The sequence below is a fragment of the Sphingomonas panacisoli genome, assembly GCF_007859635.1.
Classification (GTDB): Bacteria; Pseudomonadota; Alphaproteobacteria; order Sphingomonadales; family Sphingomonadaceae; genus Sphingomonas; species Sphingomonas panacisoli.
This window is the reverse complement of sequence record NZ_CP042306.1, coordinates 1,949,039-1,973,180: the sequence shown is the minus strand read 5'-3', so window position 1 is coordinate 1,973,180 and position 24,142 is coordinate 1,949,039. Positions and strand designations below refer to the sequence as shown.

22 protein-coding genes are annotated in these 24,142 nt (G+C 65.9%); 15 read left to right on the top strand and 7 right to left on the bottom strand.

Annotated elements, in window-relative coordinates; all coding sequences use genetic code 11:
* Positions 1-1,383 (bottom strand): protein adenylyltransferase SelO, encoded by a 1,383-nt coding sequence (locus FPZ24_RS10060; protein ID WP_146571612.1) that lies wholly within the window; start codon positions 1,381-1,383, stop codon positions 1-3.
* 37 nt (positions 1,384-1,420) lie between these two features.
* Here FPZ24_RS10060 and FPZ24_RS10055 point away from each other — a divergent pair, with 37 nt between their 5' ends.
* The 4 genes from FPZ24_RS10055 to FPZ24_RS10040 all read left to right on the top strand — a co-directional run bounded on the left by FPZ24_RS10055 (position 1,421) and on the right by FPZ24_RS10040 (position 5,715).
* Positions 1,421-2,296, top strand: coding sequence for an alpha/beta fold hydrolase (locus FPZ24_RS10055; RefSeq protein WP_146574355.1), 876 nt, complete (start codon positions 1,421-1,423; stop codon positions 2,294-2,296).
* 43 nt (positions 2,297-2,339) lie between these two features.
* Positions 2,340-3,476 carry a glycosyltransferase gene (locus FPZ24_RS10050; protein WP_240047413.1) on the top strand — a complete coding sequence of 379 codons (1,137 nt, stop codon included), beginning with the start codon at positions 2,340-2,342 and terminating at the stop codon, positions 3,474-3,476.
* A gap of 67 nt (positions 3,477-3,543) precedes the next feature.
* Complete coding sequence (locus FPZ24_RS10045) at positions 3,544-4,947, top strand: NAD(P)H-dependent flavin oxidoreductase (protein ID WP_146571610.1); 1,404 nt, start codon at positions 3,544-3,546, stop codon at positions 4,945-4,947.
* A gap of 72 nt (positions 4,948-5,019) precedes the next feature.
* Positions 5,020-5,715: a glutamine amidotransferase gene (locus FPZ24_RS10040; RefSeq protein ID WP_146571608.1), complete on the top strand. Its 696-nt coding sequence runs from the start codon at positions 5,020-5,022 to the stop codon at positions 5,713-5,715.
* Here the strand turns inward: FPZ24_RS10040 and FPZ24_RS10035 are convergent.
* The gene (locus FPZ24_RS10035) at positions 5,712-6,704 is read right to left on the bottom strand and encodes a 2-hydroxyacid dehydrogenase (RefSeq protein WP_146574351.1); all 993 of its coding nucleotides are present in this window, start codon (positions 6,702-6,704) and stop codon (positions 5,712-5,714) included. The two genes, FPZ24_RS10040 and FPZ24_RS10035, sit on opposite strands and share 4 nt — an antisense overlap.
* Before the next feature lie 99 nt (positions 6,705-6,803).
* Here FPZ24_RS10035 and FPZ24_RS10030 point away from each other — a divergent pair, with 99 nt between their 5' ends.
* On the top strand, positions 6,804-7,304 hold the full coding sequence (locus FPZ24_RS10030) for an SH3 domain-containing protein (RefSeq protein WP_146571606.1): 501 nt from the start codon (positions 6,804-6,806) through the stop codon (positions 7,302-7,304).
* Positions 7,304-7,759, top strand: a complete 456-nt coding sequence (locus FPZ24_RS10025; protein WP_146571603.1) for a GNAT family N-acetyltransferase — start codon at positions 7,304-7,306, stop codon at positions 7,757-7,759. The genes FPZ24_RS10030 and FPZ24_RS10025 overlap by 1 nt, the downstream gene beginning before the upstream one ends.
* On the opposite strand, the gene FPZ24_RS10020 is transcribed toward FPZ24_RS10025, so the two are convergent.
* The gene (locus FPZ24_RS10020; protein ID WP_146571601.1) at positions 7,756-8,940 is read right to left on the bottom strand and encodes an acetyl-CoA C-acyltransferase; all 1,185 of its coding nucleotides are present in this window, start codon (positions 8,938-8,940) and stop codon (positions 7,756-7,758) included. The genes FPZ24_RS10025 and FPZ24_RS10020 overlap by 4 nt on opposite strands.
* 173 nt (positions 8,941-9,113) lie before the next feature.
* Between FPZ24_RS10020 and FPZ24_RS10015 the strand changes: the two genes are divergently transcribed.
* Genes FPZ24_RS10015 through FPZ24_RS09995 form a run of 5 tightly spaced genes read left to right on the top strand, consistent with a single transcriptional unit; the run spans position 9,114 to position 12,408 of the window.
* Positions 9,114-9,368: a hypothetical protein gene (locus FPZ24_RS10015; protein WP_146571599.1), complete on the top strand. Its 255-nt coding sequence runs from the start codon at positions 9,114-9,116 to the stop codon at positions 9,366-9,368.
* Positions 9,361-10,110, top strand: coding sequence for a prepilin peptidase (locus FPZ24_RS10010; protein ID WP_146571597.1), 750 nt, complete (start codon positions 9,361-9,363; stop codon positions 10,108-10,110). The genes FPZ24_RS10015 and FPZ24_RS10010 overlap by 8 nt, the downstream gene beginning before the upstream one ends.
* Complete coding sequence (locus FPZ24_RS10005; RefSeq protein ID WP_240047412.1) at positions 10,107-10,574, top strand: hypothetical protein; 468 nt, start codon at positions 10,107-10,109, stop codon at positions 10,572-10,574. Before FPZ24_RS10010 ends, FPZ24_RS10005 begins: the two co-directional genes overlap by 4 nt.
* A 5-nt stretch (positions 10,575-10,579) precedes the next feature.
* Complete coding sequence (locus tag FPZ24_RS10000; RefSeq protein ID WP_420853353.1) at positions 10,580-11,989, top strand: coniferyl aldehyde dehydrogenase; 1,410 nt, start codon at positions 10,580-10,582, stop codon at positions 11,987-11,989.
* 32 nt (positions 11,990-12,021) lie between these two features.
* A complete protein-coding gene (locus FPZ24_RS09995) occupies positions 12,022-12,408 on the top strand; it encodes a hypothetical protein (protein ID WP_146571593.1) in 387 nt (128 codons plus the stop codon).
* A gap of 19 nt (positions 12,409-12,427) precedes the next feature.
* Here FPZ24_RS09995 and FPZ24_RS09990 read toward each other — a convergent pair whose 3' ends face one another.
* Positions 12,428-13,639 carry an RNA polymerase sigma factor gene (locus tag FPZ24_RS09990; protein ID WP_205012826.1) on the bottom strand — a complete coding sequence of 404 codons (1,212 nt, stop codon included), beginning with the start codon at positions 13,637-13,639 and terminating at the stop codon, positions 12,428-12,430.
* On the bottom strand, positions 13,639-13,989 hold the full coding sequence (locus FPZ24_RS09985) for a YciI family protein (RefSeq protein ID WP_146571589.1): 351 nt from the start codon (positions 13,987-13,989) through the stop codon (positions 13,639-13,641). The genes FPZ24_RS09990 and FPZ24_RS09985 overlap by 1 nt, the downstream gene beginning before the upstream one ends.
* A gap of 141 nt (positions 13,990-14,130) precedes the next feature.
* Between FPZ24_RS09985 and FPZ24_RS09980 the strand changes: the two genes are divergently transcribed.
* Positions 14,131-14,562: a hypothetical protein gene (locus FPZ24_RS09980; protein ID WP_146571587.1), complete on the top strand. Its 432-nt coding sequence runs from the start codon at positions 14,131-14,133 to the stop codon at positions 14,560-14,562.
* Here the strand turns inward: FPZ24_RS09980 and hmgA are convergent.
* Both hmgA and hppD read right to left on the bottom strand, forming a co-directional pair.
* A complete protein-coding gene (gene hmgA / locus FPZ24_RS09975) occupies positions 14,559-15,842 on the bottom strand; it encodes a homogentisate 1,2-dioxygenase (RefSeq protein WP_146571585.1) in 1,284 nt (427 codons plus the stop codon). The genes FPZ24_RS09980 and hmgA overlap by 4 nt on opposite strands.
* A 108-nt stretch (positions 15,843-15,950) precedes the next feature.
* Positions 15,951-17,012, bottom strand: a complete 1,062-nt coding sequence (gene hppD, locus FPZ24_RS09970; protein ID WP_146571583.1) for a 4-hydroxyphenylpyruvate dioxygenase — start codon at positions 17,010-17,012, stop codon at positions 15,951-15,953.
* A 127-nt stretch (positions 17,013-17,139) separates the two neighbouring features.
* Here hppD and FPZ24_RS09965 point away from each other — a divergent pair, with 127 nt between their 5' ends.
* From FPZ24_RS09965 to FPZ24_RS09955, 3 genes are all read left to right on the top strand, one after another.
* Positions 17,140-17,595 carry a MarR family winged helix-turn-helix transcriptional regulator gene (locus FPZ24_RS09965; RefSeq protein ID WP_186728726.1) on the top strand — a complete coding sequence of 152 codons (456 nt, stop codon included), beginning with the start codon at positions 17,140-17,142 and terminating at the stop codon, positions 17,593-17,595.
* 132 nt (positions 17,596-17,727) lie between these two features.
* Positions 17,728-19,863: a BamA/TamA family outer membrane protein gene (locus FPZ24_RS09960; RefSeq protein WP_146574347.1), complete on the top strand. Its 2,136-nt coding sequence runs from the start codon at positions 17,728-17,730 to the stop codon at positions 19,861-19,863.
* Entirely contained in the window at positions 19,863-24,068 is a 4,206-nt protein-coding gene (locus tag FPZ24_RS09955; RefSeq protein WP_146571579.1) for a translocation/assembly module TamB domain-containing protein, read from the top strand. The genes FPZ24_RS09960 and FPZ24_RS09955 overlap by 1 nt, the downstream gene beginning before the upstream one ends.
* The last annotated feature ends 74 nt before the right edge of the window (positions 24,069-24,142 follow it).

Below are 24,142 nucleotides of genomic sequence, written 5' to 3'. Positions count from 1 at the left end.
CTAGCGGGTTGCCGGGGCGGCGGCTAGCGCCGCGCCCATCTCGCGGATCGCGGCGACCTTGGCGTGGAGTGGCGCCCAATCGTCGCGTTCGGCGATGGCGGCCCAGATTGCTTCGACTTCGTCGATCAGCATCGAGCAGGGTTCGCCTGCCCAATATGGGTGCGCGCGATCCGCGCGAGGGGTGTAGGCAAGCAGGGCGGCGCGGGCATCGGCCCATTCGTCGCCATATGATTCGGGCAACGCGCGCCCGAACGCGTCGAAGAAGAACCGGTCGATCGGCGCCGCCGTGCCGCGCAGGGCGGGCTCGATCGTCTGGACGAGGTGGCGGTCGGTCTCGGGATCGCGCGGCACCAGACCCAGCCGCCACAGGATCGCATCACTGACCGCACGCTGGTAATGGTCACCGAACGTGTCGAGCACAGCGATCAGCGGCTCGGCGTCGCAGATCGGGCGTAGCGACACCGCGAGTTGCATCGCGTCCCAATGGATCGCTTCGGGCTGGCGACCGAACGCGTAGAGTCCGGCATGGTCGAAATAGGCGGCGGTGAAGGCCGGGTCCCAGGTCGGATTGAACCGCCATGGGCCGTAGTCGAAGCTCTCACCCGTCACGTTGATATTGTCCGAATTGAGCACGCCATGGACGAACCCGGCGGCCATGTAGCTCGCCGCGAGCCGAGCGGTGCGCTGAACGACGAGGTCGAGCAGACGGACCGGCGCATCGTCGCCCGGCTCCTCGTCGTACAAGTGGCGCAGGACGTAGGCCGTGAGCGCGCGCAGGCTCTCCTCGTCGCGGAAATAAGCGAGCCGCTGAAACATCCCGATGCGGATATGGCTGTAGCTCAGCCGCACCAGCACCGCGGATCGCGTTGGCGACGGCTCGTCGTTGCGGTCGAGCGCTTCGCCGGTTTCGATCAGCGAGAAGCTGCGCGAAGTGCGCACGCCGAGTGCTTCGAGCATCTCCGTCGCCAATATCTCGCGCATGCCGCCCTTCAGCGTCAGCCGACCGTCGCCGAATCGGCTGTACGGCGTTTGCCCCGACCCTTTTGTACCGAGGTCCATCAGTCGGCCGGCCTCGTCGCGCATTTGGGCGAACAGAAACCCGCGACCGTCGCCGATATCGGGATTGTACACCCGGAACTGATGGCCGTGGTAGCGCAGCGCGAGCGGCTGCTTCAGCGTGCCGGGAAGCGGGTGGAACCGCCCGAAATGCGCGATCCACGCCTCGTCGCTCAGCGAATCGAGCCCGACCTCCGCCGCCGCGCGATCGTTGCGGAACCGCAGGATCGTCTGCGGGAAATCCGCCGCCGTCACCGGATCGTAAAATGCGTCGCCCAACTCCAGGATCGTGTTTTCGGGTCGATATGCTTGCGGCGAGGGAGGCATGCGGCAATATGGCGGCGTCGCCCAACAGGACGCAACCATGCCGGCTTATGAAAATCGTTACTGGGAGTCCGACGACGAGGTGCGGCTGCACTATCGCGACTATCCGGGACGCGAAGACCGCCCGCCGATCCTGTGTCTGGCCGGGCTGACCCGAAACGCACGCGATTTCGAGGATGTGGCGGCGCGGCTCGCGGGGGACTGGCGGGTCATCGCGGTCAATTTCCGCGGCCGTGGGGGCAGCGGCGCGGCCAAGGATCCGATGACCTATGTCCCGACGACCTACGTCAAGGACGTCGAGGCGTTGCTGGCCGAGCTCGAGATCGACCGCTACGTCGCGTTCGGCACCTCGCTCGGCGGGATCGTGACGATGCTGCTCGCGGCGGCTGCGCCGGAAAAACTCGCCGGCGTCGTGCTCAACGATGTCGGGCCGGAGATCGAGGCGGCGGGGCTGGGGCGCATCCGTACCTATGTCGGCAAGTCCAACGTCTGGCCGACTTGGATGCACGCGGCGCGCGCAGTGCAGGAGGGGAATGCCGACGTCTATCCGAACTACGATGTCGAAGACTGGCTCGCTATGGCCAAGCGGCTCTATCGCCTGAACAGTTCGGGCCGAATCGTGCTCGATTACGACATGAAGATCGCCGAGCCGTTTCGCGTGCCGGGGAACGAGGCCGGGCCGGATATGTGGGCAGCGTTCGATGCGCTGAAGGCGGTGCCGACGCTGATCGTGCGTGGCGCGCGGTCGGACGTGCTGGGCGACGCGACGGCGACAAAGATGGCCGCGCGGCTCGACAATGCGGAACTCGTGACGGTGCCCGATGTCGGCCATACCCCGATGCTGACCGAGCCCGAAGCGGTCGCGGCGATCGACCGGCTGCTCGATCGTGTCGCGCGGGAACCGGTCAAGGCCTGACGGTCGCTTGATCGGCGGCGGCAAAGCTGGGTAGGGGCGTAGCGTGCCTCAACCCCTCAACATCCTGCACATGCATTCGTCGTTCGATCTGGGCGGCAAGGAAGCGCGTGCGGTGCGGCTGATGAACGCGTTCGGACCCGCTGCGCGGCATACGATCGTGTCGGGCATGCCCGATGCGCTGTCGGCGCGCGACGCGATCGCCAAGGGGATTGCCTACGAAATCGCGCAAAACCCGCCGCCGCTGACTGGCCGGCCGTCGGTGGCACGTTTCGAGGCGATCGCGAAGTACATGCGGCGCTTCGATCTGGTGCTCAGCTACAATTGGGGCGGGATCGACGCGGTGATGGCGAAGCGCGCCTTTCCGAAGGGAACGCCGCCGATCATCCACCACGAAGACGGCTTCAACGCCGACGAAGCGGTGCGGTTGAAGGCGCGGCGAACGGTCTATCGCCGCCTCGCCTTCGGCGCGGCCTACGCCGTGGTCGTGCCGTCCGTAACCCTCGAACATCTTGCGAAAACAGTATGGAAGATCGGTCCACCGCTCCTCCATCGTATCTCAAACGGGATCCAGACTTCGCTCTACGCGCGGCAGCCCGATTCCAGGGCGATACCGGGTTTCGAGCGCAAGCCGGGCGAGATCGTGGTCGGTGCGCTGGCCGGCTTGCGCGAGGTCAAGAATTTACCCGCGCTCGTACGTGCTGTTGCTGGATGCCCCAGCAAGATTCGTCTCGTGATCGTCGGCGAGGGGCCTGAGCGCGAAAAAATCCTGCGGACTGCAGCGAACATGGGGATGACCGACCAGCTCGTCATGCCCGGCTTCCTGCCCGATCCGCATCGGTACGTCGGGCTGTTCGACATCATGTCGCTGTCGTCGCTCAGCGAGCAATTTCCGATCTCGATCGTCGAGGGCATGGCCGCCGGCCTGCCGATCGCGGCGACCAATGCGGGTGACATGCTGCACATGGTATCGCGCGAGAATTGGCCGCTGATCGACGAGCATCGCAACGAAGTCGGCCTGCGCGACGTGATCCAGGCGGCGGCGGCCAATCCCGCGGGCCGCGCGGCGGTCGGCAAGGCCAATCGCGCCAAGGCCGTGGCCGAATATGACGAAAAGACAATGATTGCGGCCTACCGCGCGCTGTATGAGAAAGCGGTGGGTCGGACAGGTAGCTTAACCTAAGTTCGTATTTACTCGCACGGGCGCATCCAAGCGCTATAGCGGTGCGTTGTTGTTCCAGGAGACCGATGTGTTCAAGGGCTTGAAGCCTATCATCTACAATGGCCGCGAAGTCTGGCCGCTGGTGGAGGGCGGCAAGGGTGTCGCCGCGACCAACCACGCGTCGGCGGGGGCCTGGGCCGCGGCGGGCGGCATCGGTACGGTCAGCGCTGTCAACGCCGATAGCTACGATCCCGAAGGCAAGATCATCCCCCAGATCTACCGCGCGCTGACTCGGCGCGAGCGGCACGAGGAACTCGTCGAGTACGCGATCGAGGGCGCGGTCCAGCAGGTGAAGCGTGCGTTTGACATCGCCGGCGGCAAGGGCGCGATCAACATCAACGTGCTGTGGGAGATGGGCGGCGCGCAGCGCGTGCTGCACGGCGTGCTGGAGCGGACGAAGGGGCTGGTCGCGGGCGTGACGTGTGGCGCCGGGATGCCGTATAAATTGTCGGAGATCGCAGCCTCTTACAACGTAAACTACCTACCGATTGTCAGTTCTGGCCGTGCCTTCCGCGCGCTGTGGAAGCGCGCATATTCGAAGGCTGCGGAATGGCTCGCCGCGGTGGTCTATGAAGACCCCTGGCTCGCCGGCGGGCATAACGGCCTGTCGAACGCCGAAGACCCGCTCAAGCCGCAGGATCCCTATCCCCGCGTCAAGGAACTGCGCGAGACGATGCGCGAGGGCGGTATTTCGGACGACGTGCCGATCGTGATGGCGGGCGGCGTCTGGTATCTGCGCGATTGGAACGACTGGATCGACAATCCCGAACTCGGCGCGATCGCCTTCCAATACGGTACGCGCCCGCTGCTGACGCAGGAAAGCCCGATTCCGGAGGGCTGGAAGTCCAAGTTGATGGATATCGAGCCCGGCGAAGTGTTGCTTCACCGCTTCTCGCCGACCGGTTTCTACTCCAGCGCGGTGCGCAATCCGTTTCTGCGCTCGCTCGAAGCGCGGTCGGATCGCCAGATCGCGTTTTCCGCGCAGGAGGCGGGCGATCACACCTTCCAGCTCGATGTCGGCGTGAAGGGCAAGAATTTCTGGGTCACGCGCAACGACTTGCTGCGCGCCCGCGAATGGTTCGGTCAGGGCTTCACCGACGCGCTCAAGACGCCGGACAATACTCTGGTGTTCGTGACGCCCGACGAAAAGGCCATCATCCGCAAGGATCAGGCCGATTGCATGGGCTGCCTGAGCCAGTGCGCCTTCTCGTCGTGGAAGGACAGCGAGACCAATTCGACCGGGCGTCTGGCCGACCCGCGCAGTTTCTGCATCCAGAAGACGCTGCAGGATATTGCGCATGGCGGACCGACCGAAGAGAATCTGATGTTCGCCGGGCATGGCGCTTACAATTTCAAGAAGGATCCGTTCTATTCGAACGGCTTCGTGCCCACGGTGAAGCAATTGGTCGATCGGATTCTGACCGGCGATTGACCGCAGCATCGCTATCGCGCGGCCAAGACATGGTTAATTGCTCGGCAACCATGAGCCGTTAGCCTGGGCGATATGAAACGCGCGCTCGTCATCCGTCATGTCGATCACGAAGGCATCGCCGGGTATCGTGAGCCGATCGAGGCGGCCGGATACGACATCCACCGCGTCGCCGCGCACCATGCCGGATGCGCGAAACTCGATATCCTGTCGCCCGATCTCGTCGTCGTGATGGGCGGGCCGATGGGCGTGTACGATATCGATCACTATCCCTGGCTTAACGACGAGATTGCAGTGTTGCGACGCCGCCTTGCCGCCGACCGGCCGATCCTCGGCGTGTGTCTGGGCGGCCAGTTGATCGCGGCGGCGTTAGGTGCGCAGGTCCGCAAAGGCCCGGCGCGGGAGATCGGCTTCGCACCGCTGGCGCTGACCGAGGCCGGCAGCGCGAGTCCGTTGCGCCATTTGGCCGCGACCGAAATGCTCCACTGGCACGGCGATGGGTTCGATGTACCCGATGGCGCCGATCTGCTCGCGACCACGCCGCTCTATGCGCAGGCGTTCGCGCGGGGGCGCAACGTACTGGCGCTGCAATTCCATGCCGAGATGGGCGAGGATGAGCGGTTCGAACATTGGCTGGTCAACGACGCCGGCGACATCGCCGAGGTCGGCGAAACGCCCGACGCTCTGCGCGCCGCACACGATGCGAAAGGCCCAGCCGCCGTCGCGGCAGGCCGCGCGATGATCACCGAGTGGCTGGCGGGGTTGGCTTAGAGCCAGCCCTCGAGCACCTGGTCCGGCGGACGGTGGCCGTCGGCCCAATGTTGGATGTTGGAAATCACGCGCTCGCCGGTTGCAATCCGCGCTTCATAGGTCGCCGACCCCATGTGCGGCAGCAGTACGACGTTCGACAGGGCGAGCAGGCGCGGGTCGATCGCGGGCTCATGCTCGAAGACGTCGAGCCCCGCACCGGCCAGACGACCGCCCTCCAGCGCATCGATCAGCGCCGCTTCGTCGATCGCGGTCCCGCGCGAGGTGTTAATCAGATAGGCTTCGGGCTTGAGCAGAGCCAACCGCCGCGCATCGATCACATGCTCGGTCTGGTCGGTGTGCGGGGTGTGGATCGTCACAAAGTCCGATCCGCTCAACATCTCGTCGAGATCGTCGTGCCACGTCGCGCCCAACTCTGCCTCAAGCGGGTCCGGCAAGCGATGACGGTTGTGATAGTGGATCGTCAGGCCGAACGCCCGCGCCCGTGCCGCGACCGCCTGGCCGATCCGGCCCATCCCGACGATCCCCAGCGTCTTGCCGCCGATCCGGTGACCGAGCATCGCACCGGGACTCCAGCCGCGCCATTCGCCCGACCGCGCCAGCTTCTCGCCCTCGGCCAATCGCCGCGGCACCGACAGGATCAACGCCATCGTCATGTCCGCGGTGTCGTCGGTCAGCACGCCCGGCGTATTGGTGACCAAGATACCGCGCGCTCGCGCCGCCTTCAGGTCGATATGATCGACGCCGTTGCCGAAATTTGCGATCAGCTTCAGCCGGTCGCCCGCCGCCTCGATCAGATCCTCGTCGATCGCATCGGTCACGGTCGGCACGAGCACGTCGGCATCCGCCACCGCCGCGATCAACTCGTCACGCGACATCGCGATGTCGTCGCGGTTCAATTGCGTGTCGAACAGCTCGGCCATGCGGTCCATCACCGCATCGCTCAATTCGCGCGTCACGATCACCCGTGGTTTTCGTCTCGAATTGGGCATGTTCGACGGCTTGGCGCTGGTTTGGACGTAGGTCAATCGTTGCTGTGGGACAGTTCGGCGCGATAGAAGGCGACTCGATCGATCAACGAGGGATTTGCCATGCGCTACGCCAAGGCAGTGATGATGATGGCGGGCGTTGCGCTGGCGCTGCCGGCAGTGGCGGCCCTGGTTGAAAAGAAGCCGCCTTACTTCGCCTCGCTCCAGGCCAAGGAGGTGCGGATGCGCACCGGGCCGGGACGCAACTACCCGATCAGCTGGAAGTACGTCCGACCCGGGTTGCCGGTGAAGGTGATCGAGAATTTCCAGGAAAAGGGCGCCGGGGCGGCGTGGCGCAAGGTCGAGGATCCTGGCGGGACGCAGGGCTGGATGCAGGCCAATCTGGTCAGCGAAACGCGCACCGCGATGGTGATGGGCGACGTGGCCGAACTGCGCGACTCGCCGCGTTACGGCGGCAAGGTCAATTGGCGCGCGGCAGCCGGGGTTGTCGGGCGCGTCAGTAAGTGCGGCAACGGGTGGTGCTATCTCGACGTGATGGGCCGCGGCGGGTTCATCGAGATCAGCCACATCTGGGGCGTCGACGCGACTGAAACGATCGAATGATGCGAATCGAACGCGATGACCTGTCGCGGCCGGAAGTAGAGATGCTGGTCGAATATCACTTGCGGGAGATGCATGCGCATTCTCCGGCCTGCCACGTGTTCGCGCTTGATAGCTCCGGTCTCAGGCACGCGGATGTGACGGTATGGACGGTGTGGGATGACGCCGCCTTGCTCGGCATGGGCGCGATGAAACACCTCGACGACCAGCATGGCGAGCTGAAATCGATGCGGACCGCGCCGTCAGCTTTGCGGCGCGGCGTAGCGCGCGCGGTGCTCGATCACATGATTGGTGAGGGCAAGGCGCGAGGCTATCGGCGGCTCAGCCTGGAGACCGGCTGCACGGCGCCCTTCGAAGCGGCGCACGCGCTCTATCGCGCCGCCGGATTCGTCGAGACCGGCCCGTTCGCAGGCTATAGCGACACGGGTTTCAGCCGGTATTTCGCGCTCGACCTTTAGATCAATTCCACCGCGACCGCGGTCGCTTCGCCGCCGCCGATGCACAGCGACGCCAGCCCGCGCTTGAGGCCCCGCGTCTGGAGCGCCGAAATCAGCGTCGTCATGATCCGCGCGCCACTCGCGCCGATCGGATGACCGAGCGCCGTCGCGCCGCCATGGACGTTGATCTTGTCGTGCGGAATGCCGAGGTCGTGCATCGCGATCATCGCGACGACGGCGAACGCTTCGTTGACCTCGAACAGATCGACGTCGCCGACCGACCAGCCGGCCTTGTCGAGCGCCTTCTGCATCGCATTCACCGGAGCGGTGGTGAACAGCGCGGGCGCATGGGCGTGCGCGGCATGCGCGACGATCCGCGCTACCGGCGTTTTGCCCATCTTGTCGGCGACCGACTGGCGCGTCAGCACCAGCGCCGCCGCGCCGTCCGAGATCGACGAGGCGTTGGCGGCCGTAATCGTGCCGTCCTTCGAAAAAGCAGGGCGCAGCGTCGGGATTTTGGAAGGGTCGCCCTTGGTCGGCTGTTCATCGAGCGTGATCGTGTCGGTGCCCTTGCGGCCGACCACGTCGACGGGGACGATCTCGCGGTCGAACGCGCCCGACTTCTGCGCTTCCTGCGCGCGGGTCAGCGAGGCGATCGCGTAATCGTCCTGCGCCTGGCGCGTGAACTGATATTCCTGCGCGGTATCCTCGGCGAACGCGCCCATCAGCTTGCCGGGCTCGTACGCATCCTCGAGCCCGTCGAGATACATGTGGTCCTTCATGACGTCGTGTCCGATCCGCGCGCCGCCGCGGTGGCGCATCGACAGATACGGCGCGTTGGTCATGCTCTCCATACCGCCGATCACGAGCAGATCGACCGACCCGGCGGCGAGCGCTTCGGCGCCCATGATCGCAGCCTGCATGCCCGATCCGCACATCTTGTTGACCGTGGTCGCCTCGACATGATCGCCGAGGCCAGCGCCGATCGCCGCCTGGCGCGCGGGCGCCTGGCCGAGCCCGGCGGGGAGCACACAGCCCATATAGATGCGCTCGATCGTCTTCGGATCGACGCCCGCGCGCTCGACCGCGCCCTTGACCGCCGTCGCGCCGAGATGCGTCGCGGAGGCGCCGGTCAGCGAGCCTTGGAAGCTCCCCATCGGGGTGCGAGCGTAGGAGAGGATAACGATCGGATCGGCGGTCATGACAAGGCTCCGGAGTGGTTGCGCGCGATGTAGGGAGCCTCGCCTTTGGACGCAAACCCAGCCCGTCATGCCGGACTTGATCCGGCATCCCGCTTTTTCGGTCGGTCGAAGAAGCGGGACCTCGGATCAAGTCCGGGGTGACGAAGGAGGTGGGGAGGGCTAGGCCGTTCCTGATGGAAACCCTTACCACTGCGCTCAAATGGCTGGCATCGATCAGCGGTATCGTCGCGGCGCTGATGGTGTCGCTCGATTCGGGCCGGCGGGTGACGGGGTGGGGATTCGTGATCTTCGTCGGATCTTCGATCTGCTGGATCGCTGGTGCGGTGCTGGCAAAGGACGGCGCGTTGGGGACGCAGAATGCTGTGTTGTTCGGCATCAACCTGTTCGGCGTGTATCGCTATCTGATCCGCAAGAAGGCCGATGCCTGACTGGGTGTGGCCCGCTGGGCTGGGCGTGCTCGGCGCGATCGTCGGGAGTTTTCTTGCGACCCTGGTGATCCGTTGGCCGCAGGAGAGGTCGGTCGTCGGCGGGCGATCGGCGTGCGATGGGTGCGGGCGTACGTTGCGGGCGTGGGAGCTGGTGCCGCTCTTCAGCGCACTCGCGTCACGCGGCCGATGTCAAAGTTGCAGCGTGACGATCGATCCGCGGCATTGGCAAATCGAACTTGGTTGCGCGGCGCTCGGCGTGATCAGCGGGATCGCGGTTCCCGGGCCGATCGGCGTTGCGGGCGCGGTGCTCGGCTGGCTGTTGCTGGCGCTGGCGGCGCTCGACGTCGCGGAGTTCTGGCTACCCGACCGCCTCACGGGCGCCTTGGCGGCGATGGGACTCGTATCGATGTCGGTGGCGCCGCCCGCTTGGCCGGATCGCGTGATCGGAGGCGCGGCAGGCTTCTTATCGCTCTGGTTGATTGCCTTCGCCTATCGCCGCGTGCGGGGCCGCGAAGGACTGGGCGGCGGCGATCCCAAGCTGTTCGGTGCGATCGGATTGTGGGTCGGCTGGGCCATGCTGCCCTTCGTCCTCCTCCTCGCCTGCGTCATCGGACTGGCCGCGGTGCTCGCCTCGCGACTTCGCGGCCAAGCTGTCGCGGCGACCGATTGGGTGCCGTTCGGCGCGTTGATGGCGATCGCGGCTTACCCGGTATGGCTGGTCATGGTAGCGTCCGGCCTATGAAGATGCTTCCGCTCGCCCTGATCGTCCTCGCGCTGCCCGCGGCCGCCAAGGACAAGAAACCGCCGGCGCCCGCGCCGATCGTCGCCAGCGTCGATGGCCTCCCGATCGGCGTGGTGCCGAAGCAGGATCTACCCTCGAAAGGGTGTGCCGCTTATCTCTGGACGCGCGGGCCAAGCCAGGCGATGATCGCGATGGCGGTCGCCGATCCGGCGACGATCCGCCTGACGATCGACGGCAAGGTCCAGGATTTCGCGATGACCACGCAGAACGGCACCGGCGGCTACGGCTTCTCGCAGACCACCGAATATCGCGGCGGCGACGTGACCGCGACGCTGGAGATGACGATCGCGACCGAAACCGGCATGACCGGCGGCGCGCGGATCGGCGACGCGACGCTGCGGATCGACCGGCCCGGGCGAGACAGCGTTGTCGTCCCCGCCGGCGGCCTGATCGGGTGCGTATGATGGACATGCGGTCAACCCTCGACGCGCAGCGGGCCGCGTTTCAGGCCGAGCTCCCGGTGTCCGCCGCGACGCGCAAGGATCGCCTGAAGCGCGCCGCCGCGATGATCCGCGACCACGCAGATGCGTTCTGCGACGCGCTGTCGGAGGATTTCGGCCATCGTAGCCGCGAGCAGTCGATGGTCACCGACATCGCCGCGTCGATCGCGCCGATGAAGCACGCGATCAAGCATCTCGACAGATGGATGCGCCCCGAGCGACGCCCGGTGACGTTTCCGCTGGGTCTGCTCGGCGGTAAGGGGTGGATCGAGTACCAGCCGAAGGGCGTGGTCGGCGTGATCGCACCGTGGAATTTTCCGGTGCAACTCGTGATGGCGCCGATCGCCAATATCTTCGCGGCCGGCAATCGCGCGATGGTCAAGTCGAGCGAATTCACCGCGCGGACGGCGGCGTTGTTCGAGGAGGTCTGCCCGCAATACTTCGCCGCCGATGAGCTGGCATTCTTCTCGGGCGGGCCGGAGGTCGGCAAGGCCTTTGCCGAACTGCCGTTCGACCATCTGATCTTCACCGGTGCGACGGGGATTGGGAAACACATCCTGCACGCTGCGGCCGACAACCTGACGCCCGTGACGCTCGAACTCGGTGGCAAGTCACCGGTGATCGTCGGGAAAGGGGCCAACGTCCGCCAGGCGACCGAACGCGTCGCGCTCGGCAAGATGATGAACGCCGGCCAAATCTGCCTCGCGCCTGATTACATGCTGGTGCCAGACGATCAGGAGCAGGCGGTGGTCGATGGGCTGAAGGCCGCGGTATCGACCATGTATCCGACGCTGTTGGCGAACCCCGATTACACCTCGATCGTCAACGACCGGCACCATCAGCGCCTGCAGGACTGGCTGGCGGATGCCAAGGCCAAGGGCGCGACGATCGAGACCGTCAATCCGGCGAACGAGGATTTCGGCGCGAGCAACACGCGCAAGATGCCGCTGCATATCGTTCGCAACGCGACCGACGACATGACGGTGATGCAGGAGGAAATCTTCGGTCCGATCCTGCCGGTGCGCCGCTATTCCGGTGGCGTCGACACCGCGATCGCCGAGGTCAACCGCCGCGATCGTCCGCTCGGGCTGTACTATTTCGGCAACGACGACACCGAACGCCGCCGCGTACTAGACCGCACGATTTCGGGCGGCGTGACGCTGAACGACGTGATCTTCCACATCACCAACGAGGAACTGCCGTTCGGCGGCGTCGGTCCGTCCGGGATGGGCGCTTATCACGGGCATGACGGGTTCAAGACGTTCAGCCATGCCAAGGCGGTGTATCGCCAGCCGAAGATCAACGTCGCGAAACTCGCCGGGATCATGCCGCCTTATGGCAAGAGTACGACGGCGTCGGCCAAGCGGCAGATGAAGTGAGGTCGGGTTCGTTGGTTGGGCGGTGCAAGGCGGTGTTGGTATTGCTGTCGTTGGTTCTGTGGACCGGCGCAGCGGTGGCGCAAACCACGGTGCAGCAGTTTTTGTCGGGCAATCGCGAGGCATACGACGACCTTTCGCCTGGGGCGAAGCGAGAGGTTCGTCGGTTTGCGACCGATGTGTGGGTGCCGCTGATCAACGCTATCGTCAGGATGCAGGCGATGAAAGGCTGTATGCCCGAACGTGAAATGGGCCCCGAATATCGGCGCCTGCAGGCATCGCGCAAAGAGATCGAGGATCTATACCAGGTTCGCCGTCGTGAACTGGAGGCGTCGTTTTCGCCGCGCGACATAGCGACGTTCCAGCGGATTTTCATTCCCTTGGCGCCGCCGCAGCCTGTCTGTCCGCCGACACGGCGTTGATGCGAGATGAGATGGCGGGCTAGCGTCCGACCTCCGCCAACTTCGCCGCCAGCCAATTGCGTTCAGCATCGCCGGGACCGAGTGCCAACGCCGCGTCGTATGCCTCGCACGCGGCGTCGTAGAGACCCAATCGTGTGAGCAGATCGGCGCGGACCGCATGGTAGGGAAGGTAGGTCGCGAGGCCGCTATGGCTGAGCGCATCGACGTCTTCCAACGCTGCCGCCGGGCCGCGCATCTCGGCTAACGCGACGGCCCGGTTGAGCCGGGTCAGCGGATCGTCGCGATGTGCCAGCAATGCGTCGTAGAGGATCAGGATCGCGGGCCAGGGCGCGGGATCGTCCAGCGACGTCCGCAGGCACCATTCCGCATGGATCAGGGCCTGCAACGTTCGGGCGGTCAACGGACGGCCGAGCGCCGTGCGCAGATATCGCTGGGCATCGGCAATTAGCGCGGTGTCCCACAGCGCCGGGTCCTGTTCCGACAGAGGCACCATCGCGCCCATGTCATCGACGCGCGCGGGCCGGCGAGCCTCGGCGAACCGTACCATCGCCGCCAGTGCGTGAACTTCGGCCTCCTTTGGCAACATTGTAGCCAGCGTTGCGGTGACGACCCGCATCTCGGCCGCATACCCTGCGTGTAGCCCGGTCGCAGCGCCGTCGGCATGCGCGTGCGCATAGGCGACCTCGATCGTGGACAGCACCGCGTCGAGCCGCTCGGCCCAGTGGTCCGGACCGGGAATCTCGAACGGGACACCCGCCGCGGCAATCTTGCGTTTGGCGCGGGTCAGGCGCTGCAGCAGCGCCGGCTCGGCGATCAGGAAAGCGCGGGCGATCTCCTGCGCCGACAATCCGCACACCAGCCGTAGCGTAAGCGCTGCGCGCGCCTCCGGATGGATCGCCGGATGGCAGCAGACGAAGATCAACCGCAGCCGTTCGTCGGGAATATCGGGGCGCGCCGCCATCAATTCCTCCGCTGTCGGCTCGGGCTCCAGCGGCGGCAGCGCGGCGCCGTCGCGCACTGCCCGCCGCCGCAAGATGTCGAGTGCGGCGCGCTCCGCGACCCGGAAAAGCCATCCGGCCGGATTGTCGGGTTCGCCCTGCGCCCATGCCCCAACGGCGCGCGCGCAGGCTTCGGCGAACCCGTCCTCCGCCAAATCCAAGTCGCGAAACCGGGCCGCCAGCGCGGCGACGACGCGCGCGCCATGTGTGCGGACGGCCCGGTCGAGCGGCATCACCCGCCCATGATCGCCGGCCGTACCTCGACCGATCCGCCGAGCCGGATCGGGACGCGTTTGGCGAACGCTATCGCTTCGTCGAGGTCTTGCGCTTCGATCAAGTAAAAGCCGCCGAGCTGCTCGCGCGTTTCGGCGAAGGGGCCGTCATGGATCGTCTGGCTGCCGTCGGGCGCGGTGCGGACGGTCGTCGCGGTGGTGACCGACATCAGGCCGGATCCGGCGACCAGCTTGTCGCCCAGCTCGCCCGCCAGCGCATAATGCTTGGCGACGATCGCCTTGAGCTCGGGGCTGTCTTCCTTGCCGCCATAGCCGGCTTCGTCTTCGTAGATCAGGACCATGTATTGCATCGTGCTTCTCCCGCCGACCGCGCGATTGCGATCGTACTCGGGAGACGGGCAAGCACGAACGGATTCGACAGGGCGGCGAAATTTTTTTCAGACGGCTGGTGGTGCGGCCGGTATTACACTCCGGCGAATAGGGGGATTATCATGCCGGCGACGAGCACATGCCTGAACTCGCGATGCCGCACGAGCGTCGAGGGGACGATGGCCAAATGCCCGAATTGCGGCGGCGGGATGCGGACGCCACGTCGGGTGCGGATCGCTGGCGGGTTCCTGCTCGCGTGCGGCGCGTTCCTCGCCGGGATGATGGGGTGGCTCTACTACGCGCTGTCGCCGACGATGCTGCATCCCGGAACGCGAATCGGCGGCACGACTTTCAACGGCACCGCCGAACAGGCGCGGACGATCCTGATGCTGTTCGCGACGATCGCGGCGTTCGGCGCCGGATCGATGTTCTACGGCCTGTGGATGCTGTTCACGGGGCGGCGCAGCATCGCGCTGATGCTCGTCGTCCTCGCTCTTGCCGTCGCGATCGGCGGCATGTGCTGGTGGACGATGCAGGTGGTCCCCGAAACCTAGGGTAGCCGCGCCTTCGGAAAGCCCGACCACACCTCGTCATAATCCTCGTCGAGCGCGCTCGTCTCCAGCGCATAGTCGGTGCAGTGGAACACCCAGCGGCTTTCGATCATGAACGCCATCGTGCCATTGATCTTGTGCGGTTTGAGTTCGGCTTCGCTCGCGCCCTTCCAGCTGGCGACGTCGGGACCGTGGCCGCTCATCTGGTTGTGCAGCGACATCGCACCTGGGCGGAAGCCGTCCGCCTTGGCGTCGTACGCGCCGTAGAGCAGCCCCATGCACTCGCTCATCGTGTTGCGGTGGAACCAGGGCGGGCGGAACGTGTCCTCGGCGACCATCCAGCGCGGCGGGAAGATCACGAAATCGGCATTGGCGGTGCCGGGCACGTCGCTGGGCGAGGTGAGCACCGTAAAGATCGACGGATCGGGATGGTCGAAACTGATGCTGCCGATCGTGTTGAAGCGTGTCAGGTCGTAGCGATACGGCGCGTAGTTGCCGTGCCACGCGACCACGTCGAGGGGTGAGCGGCCGAGGTTGGTTGTCCACAGCGCGCCCTCGAACTTCTGGATCAGGTCGTAATCGCCCTCGACATCCTCGAACCAGGCAACCGGCGTCTCGAAATCGCGCGGGTTGGCCAGGCCGTTCGAGCCGATCGGGCCGAGATCGGGGAAGCGGAAGGGCTGGCCGTGGTTTTCGGCGACGTAACCGCGCGCCGGGCCGTCGGGCAGGGTGACGCGAAACCGCACGCCGCGCGGGATCACCGCGACCTGACCGGGCGCGATGTCGATCCGGCCGAGTTCGGTCAGTAGCGTGAGCCCGCCCTGTTCGGGCAGGATCAGCAGTTCGCCATCGGCCGAAGCGAAGACGCGGTTCTCCATGTCCTTGCTGGCGGCATAGACGTGCATCGCGACGCCCGCCTGGGTGCGCGGGCCGTCGCCGGCGACGACCATCGTCGTCAGGCTGTCGAGCCAGTCGGCCGCGGGCGCGTCGCTCAGCGGCTGCCAGCGCAGGCGGTTGGGGGCGAGCGGCTGCTTCGACAGGCCGGGCGCAAAACGCTTGGCGCCGTCGTAGCGGGCGAAGGCCGGATGCGCGGCGCTCGGGCGCAGGCGGTACATCCACGTCCGCCGGTTTTCATGGCGCGGGGCGGTGAATGCGGTGCCGCTGAGTTGTTCGGTATAAAGTCCGAACGCCGGCTTCTGCGGCGAATTTCGCCCGATTGGCAGGGCGCCCGCGACGGCTTCGGTCGCGAAGTGATTGCCGAAGCCGGTCATGTAATCGGTCATCTGCGCCTCAAATTTCGTCGCCCCGGCGCAGGCCGGGGCCGCTGCGTTTTTCGGCACGCGCTCGCCATCCACCCGGCGACCCCGGCCTGCGCCGGGGCGACGGCTTCGTTAAGCCTCGACCCCCGGCACGACGCCACGGCGGATCTGGTCGAGTTCGATGCTCTCGAACAGCGCCTTGAAATTCCCCTCGCCAAAGCCGTCATTGCCCTTGCGCTGGATGATCTCGAAGAAGATCGGCCCGACCATGTTGGCGGTGAAGATCTGCAGCAGCAACCCGCCGCCCGTCTCCGGCGCCCCGTCGATCAGGATCTTGCGCTTGCGCATTTCCGCCACGTCGTGGCCGTGGCCCGGCAGGCGCTGGTCGATCATGTCGAAATAGGTGTCCGGCGAATCCTGGAAGATAATGCCGTTGGCGCGCAACCGATCAACCGTTGCGAAGATATCGTCGGTGGTCAGCGCGATGTGCTGAATGCCTTCGCCCTTATAGTCCTTGATGAACTCTTCGATCTGCGAATGCTCGTCCTGACTCTCGTTCAGCGGAATCTTGATCTTGTCGTCGGGCGCGGTCATCGCCTTCGAAAACAGCCCAGTCGCCTGACCCTCGATGTCGAAGTAGCGGATCTGGCGGAAGTTGAAGATCCGCTCGTAATAATTCGCCCAATAATCCATCCGGCCGCGCCGCAAATTGTGCGTGAGGTGGTCGAGTATCTCGAGCCCGACCGAATTGTCGTCCACGCCCTTGCCGGTCGGGATAAAATCCGTACCCCACACATCGTCTTTCTTGTCGACGAGATAGAGATTGGCGCCGCCGATCCCCTCGATCGCCGGGATGTCGAGCTCGCCGGGGCCATTGCTGCCCGTCACCGCGACCGCGCCGCGTTCGACGGCGAGCTTCAGCGCCGCCTCGTCATCCTCGACGTTGAACGCCATCGCGTTGGCGCTCGGGCCGTGCGCGTTGCGGAAACCGGCGACCTGGCCGGCATCGTCCATGTTGAGCAGAAAGTTGATCTCTCCCTGCGCGTAGCGACGGACATTCTTCGACCGATGCGTACCGACATGCGTGAAGCCCAGCTTTTCGAACCAGTCGGCCATCGCCGCCGGATCGGGCGAAGTGAACTCGACGAACGCGAAGCCGTCGAGGCCCATCGGATTGTCGGTCGTGTCGGTCATGGTTGGCTCCGAAAGTGGTTTCAATTGAAACTATATCGCAACGTGCTGGCGTCGTCAAAGGTCAAACCGTCGTCGCCCGGACAAGTTCAGCATGACGGATGGGGGCGGGCGCGCTAGCGTCACGGATGTGACACAACTCAAGCTCGACACCTTCCTGCCATACCGCCTGTCGGTCGTGTCGAATCGTGTATCGGCGGCGATCGCGACGGCGTATGTCCGGCTGTTCGGGCTGAAAATTCCCGAATGGCGACTGATCGCGGTTATTGCGGAGGGGCAGCCGATCACGCAGCAGGCGGTCGGTGTGGCGACGCGGATGGACAAGGTGACGGTGAGCCGCGCGGCGCAGGCGCTGGCCGAGCGTGGACTGATCGCGCGCCAGCCCAATGCCGGCGACAAGCGGTCGCATCTGCTGTCGCTGACCGACACCGGGCGGGCGCTGTACGATCAGGTCGCGCCCAAGGCGCTGGAAATGGAAGCGGCGATCTTCCAGCAACTCGATCCGGAAGAACGCAAGACCCTGTCGGCGATGCTCGAGCGTATCGAAGCGGCGACTGCACGGGTCGCGCCCGAATCGGCCGAATGAACCTGGCGGGGAACAAAGCGTTGGCAGGGCAGGAAGGGGGGCGATACCACGATCCCCGGCAAAGGGGCTGTCGTGTCGCGTATCGTCAATCATTGCTGCTACGCGATCGCCGTCGGCGCGCTGGTACCGGGCATGGTACTCGCGCAAACGGCTACGACGCCGCAGACTGCGCCCGGGAGCCAGCAGGGCAAGCCGGTCCCGATCCCGACGCCGACCAGCGACCCCGAAGGCGACAAGCCGATCGTCAGCGACAAGGATTTCAACGCGGCGCTGCCCAAGCTGTCCGACGACATCAACGCGCCGCTCGAACCGATCCCGCAGGACGCGCCCTTCACCCCGCAGACCGCCGACAAGGCGCCCGACAGCACGACGCCGCCGCCCGCGCCGGTCGTCGAACCCGGCACGCTGCCGCCGCCGTCGGAGCCGCCGACGGAGCTCGCCCAGCCATTGCCGCCGCTCGACAGCTACAACACGGCGCCGGTCGTCGATGTCGCGGTGACCGACGACAAGAAGGGCGCGCAGGTTCGCTACGACACCGTCGTCAACGGGCTCGACGCGCTCAAGCTGGACGGCCAGTTCCGCACCTTCTCGGCGCTCAAGAAGGGCGGCGGCAAGGCCGCGAACATCCCGATGGTCACGGCCCGCGCCCGCGAGGACGAAGCGCTCGCGATCCGGCTGATGAAGAGCAAGGGCTATTACGACGCCAGCGCGGTGTCGGTGATCGAGAACGTCCCGAACGACCCAACCCGCGTCCGCGCGGTGATCAACGCGGTGCCGGGCAACCTCTACAAGCTCGGCGAGATCAAGGTCGACGCCTATCCCGTCGCGCCCAACGACCTGATCACCAAGAACCTGCCGCTGCGCACCGGCGATCCGATCGAGGCCGAGCGCATCCAGGGCGCGGAAGCCAATGTCAGCCTGCAGCTCGGCCAGACCGGTTATCCGTTCGCCCGGCTCGGCACGCGCGATATCCTGCTCGACGAGGCGAACTTCACGGGCGACTATACGCTGCCGATCGATACCGGACCGCGATCGAGTTTCGGCGACATCACCACGACCGGCAAGCTGGCGTTCGGCGCCGACCACATCCGCATCCTGCGCCGTTTCAAACCCGGCCAGCTGTACGACACGCGCGGCATCGACGATCTGCGCAAGGCGCTGGTTGCGACCGGGCTGTTCTCCACCGTCGCGGTCGAGCCGGTCGATACCGGCAAGGACGCGCCCGACGGCACCCGGATCGTCGATATCGCGGTCACCCAGCGCGTCGGCAAGACTCGATCGATTGCCGCGACCGGGGGCTACAGCACCGGCCAGGGGCTGCGCGCCGAGGCGACCTATACCGCGCGCAACGCTTTCCCGCCGGAGGGCGCGCTGATCTTCACGGCGGTCGGCGGTACGCAGGAGCAGGGGGCAGGGGCCACGTTCCGACGCTCCAACTGGCGCCAGCGCGACCGTACGCTGAGTTTCGGGCTGGCGGCAGGCCGCAACAACTACGACGCGTTCAACGCCGTGTCGCTATCGCTGATCGGCCGCGTCTCGTACGATTCCACGCCGATCTGGCAGAAGAAATTCACTTATCAATACGGCTTCGAACTGACCGGCACCAACGAAGACGTGTACGATTTCGGCCTCGGCAAGCGGAAGCGCGGGACGTATTTCATCGCCGCGCTGCCGTTGATGGGGCAGTTCGATCGATCGAAGAACAAGCGGACCCCCGATATGGGGCTGCTCGACCCGACGCAGGGCTATCGCATCAAACTGACGCTCAGCCCGGAAACGTCGGTGCGCGGCGCGGCGCGGCCCTATCTGCGCGCGATGGCGGAGGCGAGCGGCTATTATCCGGTGATGGATAGCCTGACGATCGCTGGGCGCGTCCGCGTCGGGTCGATTCAAGGAATCTCGCGCGACGACCTCGTGCCGTCGCGGCGTTACTATGGCGGCGGCGGCGGGTCGGTGCGCGGCTACGGCTATCAGCGGCTCGGGCCGTTCGACCCGAATGGCGATCCGGTCGGCGGGCGGTCCCTGAACGAGTTCGCGCTCGAGGCACGCTATCGCGTCGGTAATTTCGGGATCGTGCCGTTCGTCGATGCCGGCAATTCGTACGAATCGAGCATGCCGAAGTTCAACGATCTACGCTTCGGCGCGGGCATCGGCGGGCGCTTCTACACCAATTTCGGTCCCGTCCGGATCGACGTCGCCACCCCGCTCAATCGGCGCAAGGGCGATAGCCGGATCGCGCTGTACATCTCGATCGGCCAGGCGTTCTAATGGGCGAGGCGACCGTCCCCGAAGACATGCCGGAAACGACGATCGTCGTCCGGCGGCCGCTATGGCAGTCGATCGCGCGCTGGATCGCGATCGTGCTCGCCGGCATCGCGGCGCTGTTGGTGGCAGTCTATGTGCTGCTCGACACAGCGCCGGGACATCGCTTCATCGTGTCGCGTCTGGCTAACTACACGACCGAGACCGGTCTCAATATCAAGGTCGGGCGGATCAAGGGGTCGATCTACGGCCGGATGGAACTGGTCGATCTGCGCGTCAGCGATACCAAGAGCGTGTTCCTGACCGCGCCGTCGGCGGTGATCGACTGGCACCCATTCCAGTTCTTCTGGAACCATATCGACGTCGATTCGATGGAAGCGCCGCTGGTCACGATGACGCGGCCGGTGACGCTCAAGCCCGGCGATCCCAACGCGCCGCTATTGCCCGACATCGATATCGATATCGACCGATTGAAGGTCGGCCGGCTGGTGCTGGCGAAGGAGGTGACGGGGCAGGCGCATCTCGTTCGCATCGACGGCGCCGCGCACATCGCGGCGGGCCGCGCGCAACTCGTCGCCAATGCCGACGCGTTGAAGGGGCCGGGAATTGCGGGCGGCGATCGGTTGCGTCTGACGCTCGACGCGGTGCCGAAAGACAACCGGCTAGCGATCAAGGTGTCGCTCGACGCGCCCGGCGACGGCGTGGTCGCGGCGATGAGCGGGACGAAAGCCCCGCTGACCGTCCGTGTCGACGGCAAGGGCGACTGGAAGGCGTGGGCCGGCAAGGGACTGGCGACGCTCGGTGGGCAGGAACTGGCCAATCTCGATCTCGGCGCGGCGAACGGCACCTTCACGATCCGCGGGTTGACGCATCCCGGGCTCTACATGGCTGGCCCGGTCGAGCGGCTGACCGCGGGCGGGATGATGGTCGATATCACCTCCACGCTCGACAAGCGCAAGGCGACGACGCGGATGACGTTGACGTCGAGCGCGCTGGCGGTCGCGGCGAACGGCTTGATCGATCTGGGCGAGAACAAGTTCGGCAATTTCGTCGTCGATGCGCGGCTGCTGACGCCCGGCGCGATCCTGCCCAATCTGGCGGGCCGCGACGTGATGGCGCATCTGGCGCTCGACGGGCCGTTCGTGACCCCGACGGTCGGCTACAGCATCAGCGCGGCGGCGCTGTCGTTCAACGGAACGGGCGTCGAGGGGCTGAGCGCATCGGGCAAGGCGACGGTCGATGCCGAGCATGTCATGGTCCCGGTCAACGCCCGCGCGCGACGCGTGACGGGACTGAACGCGGCCGCCGGCGGCCTGCTGACCAATGTCAGCGCGGTCGGCGATTTCGCCTATTCGAACGGCAAGTTGCTGTCCGACAATCTCAAGATCAAATCCGACCGCATCGACGCCACCGCGATCGTCGTCGCCGACCTGCCGAGCGGGCGCTACACCGGCGCCTTGAAGGGGCGGGTCAACAACTACACGATCGACGGCATCGGCATCGTCGATCTGACCACCGACGCGAAACTGGTGACCGTCCCGTCGGGCGGGTTCGGGATCAAGGGCCATGTCGTCGCGCGGACCAAGCGCATCTTCAACAGCGGCGCGGCGGACTTCCTGGGCGGTAACGCATTGGTGTCGAGCGATGTCGGGTACGACACCAACGGCCGCATCACGTTCAACAACGTCAAGCTGACCGCGCCGCAATTCACGATCTACCGCGGCGGCGGTAGCTATGCGCCGAACGGGCAGATCTTGTTTGCGGGCGACGGCATGTCGAAGGCGTACGGCCCGGTCTCGGCGCGTGTTACCGGCACCGCGAGCGCCCCCGTCATCGTCATTCGCGCGCCGCGTCCGGGCGTCGGGGTCGGCTTGTCGGGCCTCGAAGCGACGATCCGGGGCAAAGGCGACGGATATGCGGTCGTGGCCAAGGGTGACACAAGCTACGGTCCGTTCGCTGCCAACGTCCTGATCCGCACGGGCAAGGTGCTGACGATCCAGGTCAACCAAGGCACGCAGTTCGCCGGCGTCAACCTGCTCGGCAACCTACAGCAAACGCCCGCCGGGCCGTTCGCCGGCCGGTTGCAGTTCGCCGGGTCTGGCGTCAACGGCGTCGCGACCTTGGCGGCCGAGGGCAAGGTCCAGCGCGCCGATTTCGACGCGCATGCTTATAACGCGCGCATCCCCGGGGCGGTCGATTTCACCATCGGCCGCGCGCTCGCGAAGGGGACGATCATCCTCTACCCGAGCGGCCCGCGCGTGCTCGCCGACGTCCAACTCGCCAACCTTCGCTACGGCGAAACTGTCCTGTCGGTCGCGCGCGCCAAGGTCGACTACGCCAACCAGACCGGCACGGTACAGGCGCTCGCCAACGGATCGAGCGGCGTGCCGTTCACGATGGGGCTGAGCGCGCAGCTGCAGCCCAAACTCTGGCTCGTCGCGCTGCAGGGCAAGGCGAACGGCATCGCGTTCCGTACGCCGCGCCCGGCGCGGATCGAGCCGCTGAACGGCGAATACAAGCTGCAACCCACGCAGATCGTGTTCGACAAGGGTACCGCGCGCATCGCCGGAAGCTATGGCAAGGGCGTCACGCTCCAGGCGCGGCTCGATAAGCTCGACCTGTCGGTCGCCAACGCATTGGTCCCAGGCCTCAACATCGACGGCGTCGCGACTGGCAGTGTGGATTATATCCAGCCGACCGGTGCCGAGGTGCCGAACATCGACACGCGCATGACGATTACCGGCTTCACCCGGTCGAGCGCGGAGATCGTATCGCAGCCGGTCGACATCACCTTCCTCGGCCGGCTGACCGCGGCGGGCGGCGATGCGCGCGCGCTGATCAAACGCGGCACGACGACGATCGGGCGGATGCAGGCCAATCTGGCGCCGCTGGGCGGTGGTGCGAGCTGGTCCGAGCGACTGATGTCGGCCCCGTTGACCGGCGGTGTGCGCTATAATGGGCCGGCGGGCGTGCTTTTCTCGCTGACGGGTCTCGCCAACCAGCAGGCCTCGGGCGGGATCGCCGTTGCGGCCGATTTCGGCGGCCGGCTCGGCGCGCCGCAACTCAACGGCATCCTGCGCGCCGACAATCTGACGTACATAAACACCGCATTCGGCACGAAGCTGACCAACGTGCAACTCGCCGGACGCTTCACCAACGATCGGCTGGAAATCACCAAGCTGGAGGCGAAGGCCGGGCAGGGCACGGTCAGCGCGAACGGCTGGATCGGTCTGTCGTCCGACGCCGGCTTCCCGCTCCAGCTCAACGCGACGCTGCAGAACGCGACGCTCGCCGACAGCGATTCGCTGGCGGGGACGGCGACCGGCACGCTGGCGGTGACCAACGGCAAGGGCGGCGGGCTGATCAAGGGTGACTTGCGCATCCCCAACGCGCGCTACGAATTCAACTATCAAGGCCAGGCCGAAGTACCCGAGCTCAAGGGTATCCGCCGCAAGTCCGACGCGCCGCGCCCGCACGGACCGCCCGCGCCCGAAAGCAACTTCAAGCTCGACGTCCGCATCCGCGCCGCCAACCAATTGTTCGTCAGCGGCATGGGGCTCGAATCCGAATGGAGCCTCGACATGCGGGTTGGCGGCACCTCGGCCCAACCGATCGTGTCGGGCAATGCGGAGATTGTGCGCGGCACCTACAGCTTTGCCGGCAAAAGGTTCGACATCAACCGCGGCAACATCCGTTTCAGCGGCAACGCCCTGTCCGACCCCGACATCGACATTTCGGCGACGACCGACACCAACGGCATCACCGCGGTGATCAACATCGGCGGCACCGGCCAGCGTCCGCAGATCACGTTCACCTCGACGCCGACGTTGCCGCAGGACGAAGTGCTCAGCCGCCTGCTGTTCGGGACCAATCCGGAAAATCTGTCTGCAGTCGAAGCGTTGCAGCTGGCCGCCGCGCTCAATTCGCTGCGCGGCAGTGGCGGCGGGCTCAACCCGCTCGGCAAGCTGCGCGGCGGGCTCGGGATCGATCGCCTGCGCATCCTCGGCGCAGACGAAGCGGGCGGGCGTGGCACGGCGCTCGCCGCGGGCAAGTACATCACGCGCAACATCTATATCGAGATCATCACCGACGCCCGCGGCTTCACCGCGACACAGCTGGAGATTTCGCTGACCAAGAGCCTGAGCGTGCTGTCGCAGATGAGCTCGTTCGGCGGATCGGGCGCGAGCGTGAAGTACCAGAAGAACTTCTGATCCCAACTAATCCTCCCCTGCCAGGGGGAGGTGTCAGCGTAGCTGACGGAGGGGTGGACGCACGACGTTAGCGG

What these genes read in the sequence shown, in the direction of transcription:
- FPZ24_RS10060 (WP_146571612.1), bottom strand. Translation starts at nt 1,383, where the DNA reads ATGCCTCCCTCGCCGCAAGCATATCGACCCGAAAACACGATCCTGGAG.
- FPZ24_RS10055 (WP_146574355.1), top strand. Translation starts at nt 1,421, where the DNA reads ATGCCGGCTTATGAAAATCGTTACTGGGAGTCCGACGACGAGGTGCGG.
- FPZ24_RS10040 (WP_146571608.1), top strand. Translation starts at nt 5,020, where the DNA reads ATGAAACGCGCGCTCGTCATCCGTCATGTCGATCACGAAGGCATCGCC.
- FPZ24_RS10035 (WP_146574351.1), bottom strand. Translation starts at nt 6,704, where the DNA reads ATGCCCAATTCGAGACGAAAACCACGGGTGATCGTGACGCGCGAATTG.
- FPZ24_RS10030 (WP_146571606.1), top strand. Translation starts at nt 6,804, where the DNA reads ATGCGCTACGCCAAGGCAGTGATGATGATGGCGGGCGTTGCGCTGGCG.
- FPZ24_RS10025 (WP_146571603.1), top strand. Translation starts at nt 7,304, where the DNA reads ATGCGAATCGAACGCGATGACCTGTCGCGGCCGGAAGTAGAGATGCTG.
- FPZ24_RS10020 (WP_146571601.1), bottom strand. Translation starts at nt 8,940, where the DNA reads ATGACCGCCGATCCGATCGTTATCCTCTCCTACGCTCGCACCCCGATG.
- FPZ24_RS10015 (WP_146571599.1), top strand. Translation starts at nt 9,114, where the DNA reads ATGGAAACCCTTACCACTGCGCTCAAATGGCTGGCATCGATCAGCGGT.
- FPZ24_RS10010 (WP_146571597.1), top strand. Translation starts at nt 9,361, where the DNA reads ATGCCTGACTGGGTGTGGCCCGCTGGGCTGGGCGTGCTCGGCGCGATC.
- FPZ24_RS10005 (WP_240047412.1), top strand. Translation starts at nt 10,107, where the DNA reads ATGAAGATGCTTCCGCTCGCCCTGATCGTCCTCGCGCTGCCCGCGGCC.
- FPZ24_RS10000 (WP_420853353.1), top strand. Translation starts at nt 10,580, where the DNA reads ATGCGGTCAACCCTCGACGCGCAGCGGGCCGCGTTTCAGGCCGAGCTC.
- FPZ24_RS09990 (WP_205012826.1), bottom strand. Translation starts at nt 13,639, where the DNA reads ATGCCGCTCGACCGGGCCGTCCGCACACATGGCGCGCGCGTCGTCGCC.
- FPZ24_RS09985 (WP_146571589.1), bottom strand. Translation starts at nt 13,989, where the DNA reads ATGCAATACATGGTCCTGATCTACGAAGACGAAGCCGGCTATGGCGGC.
- FPZ24_RS09980 (WP_146571587.1), top strand. Translation starts at nt 14,131, where the DNA reads ATGCCGGCGACGAGCACATGCCTGAACTCGCGATGCCGCACGAGCGTC.
- hmgA (WP_146571585.1), bottom strand. Translation starts at nt 15,842, where the DNA reads ATGACCGATTACATGACCGGCTTCGGCAATCACTTCGCGACCGAAGCC.
- hppD (WP_146571583.1), bottom strand. Translation starts at nt 17,012, where the DNA reads ATGACCGACACGACCGACAATCCGATGGGCCTCGACGGCTTCGCGTTC.
- FPZ24_RS09960 (WP_146574347.1), top strand. Translation starts at nt 17,728, where the DNA reads ATGGTACTCGCGCAAACGGCTACGACGCCGCAGACTGCGCCCGGGAGC.
- FPZ24_RS09955 (WP_146571579.1), top strand. Translation starts at nt 19,863, where the DNA reads ATGGGCGAGGCGACCGTCCCCGAAGACATGCCGGAAACGACGATCGTC.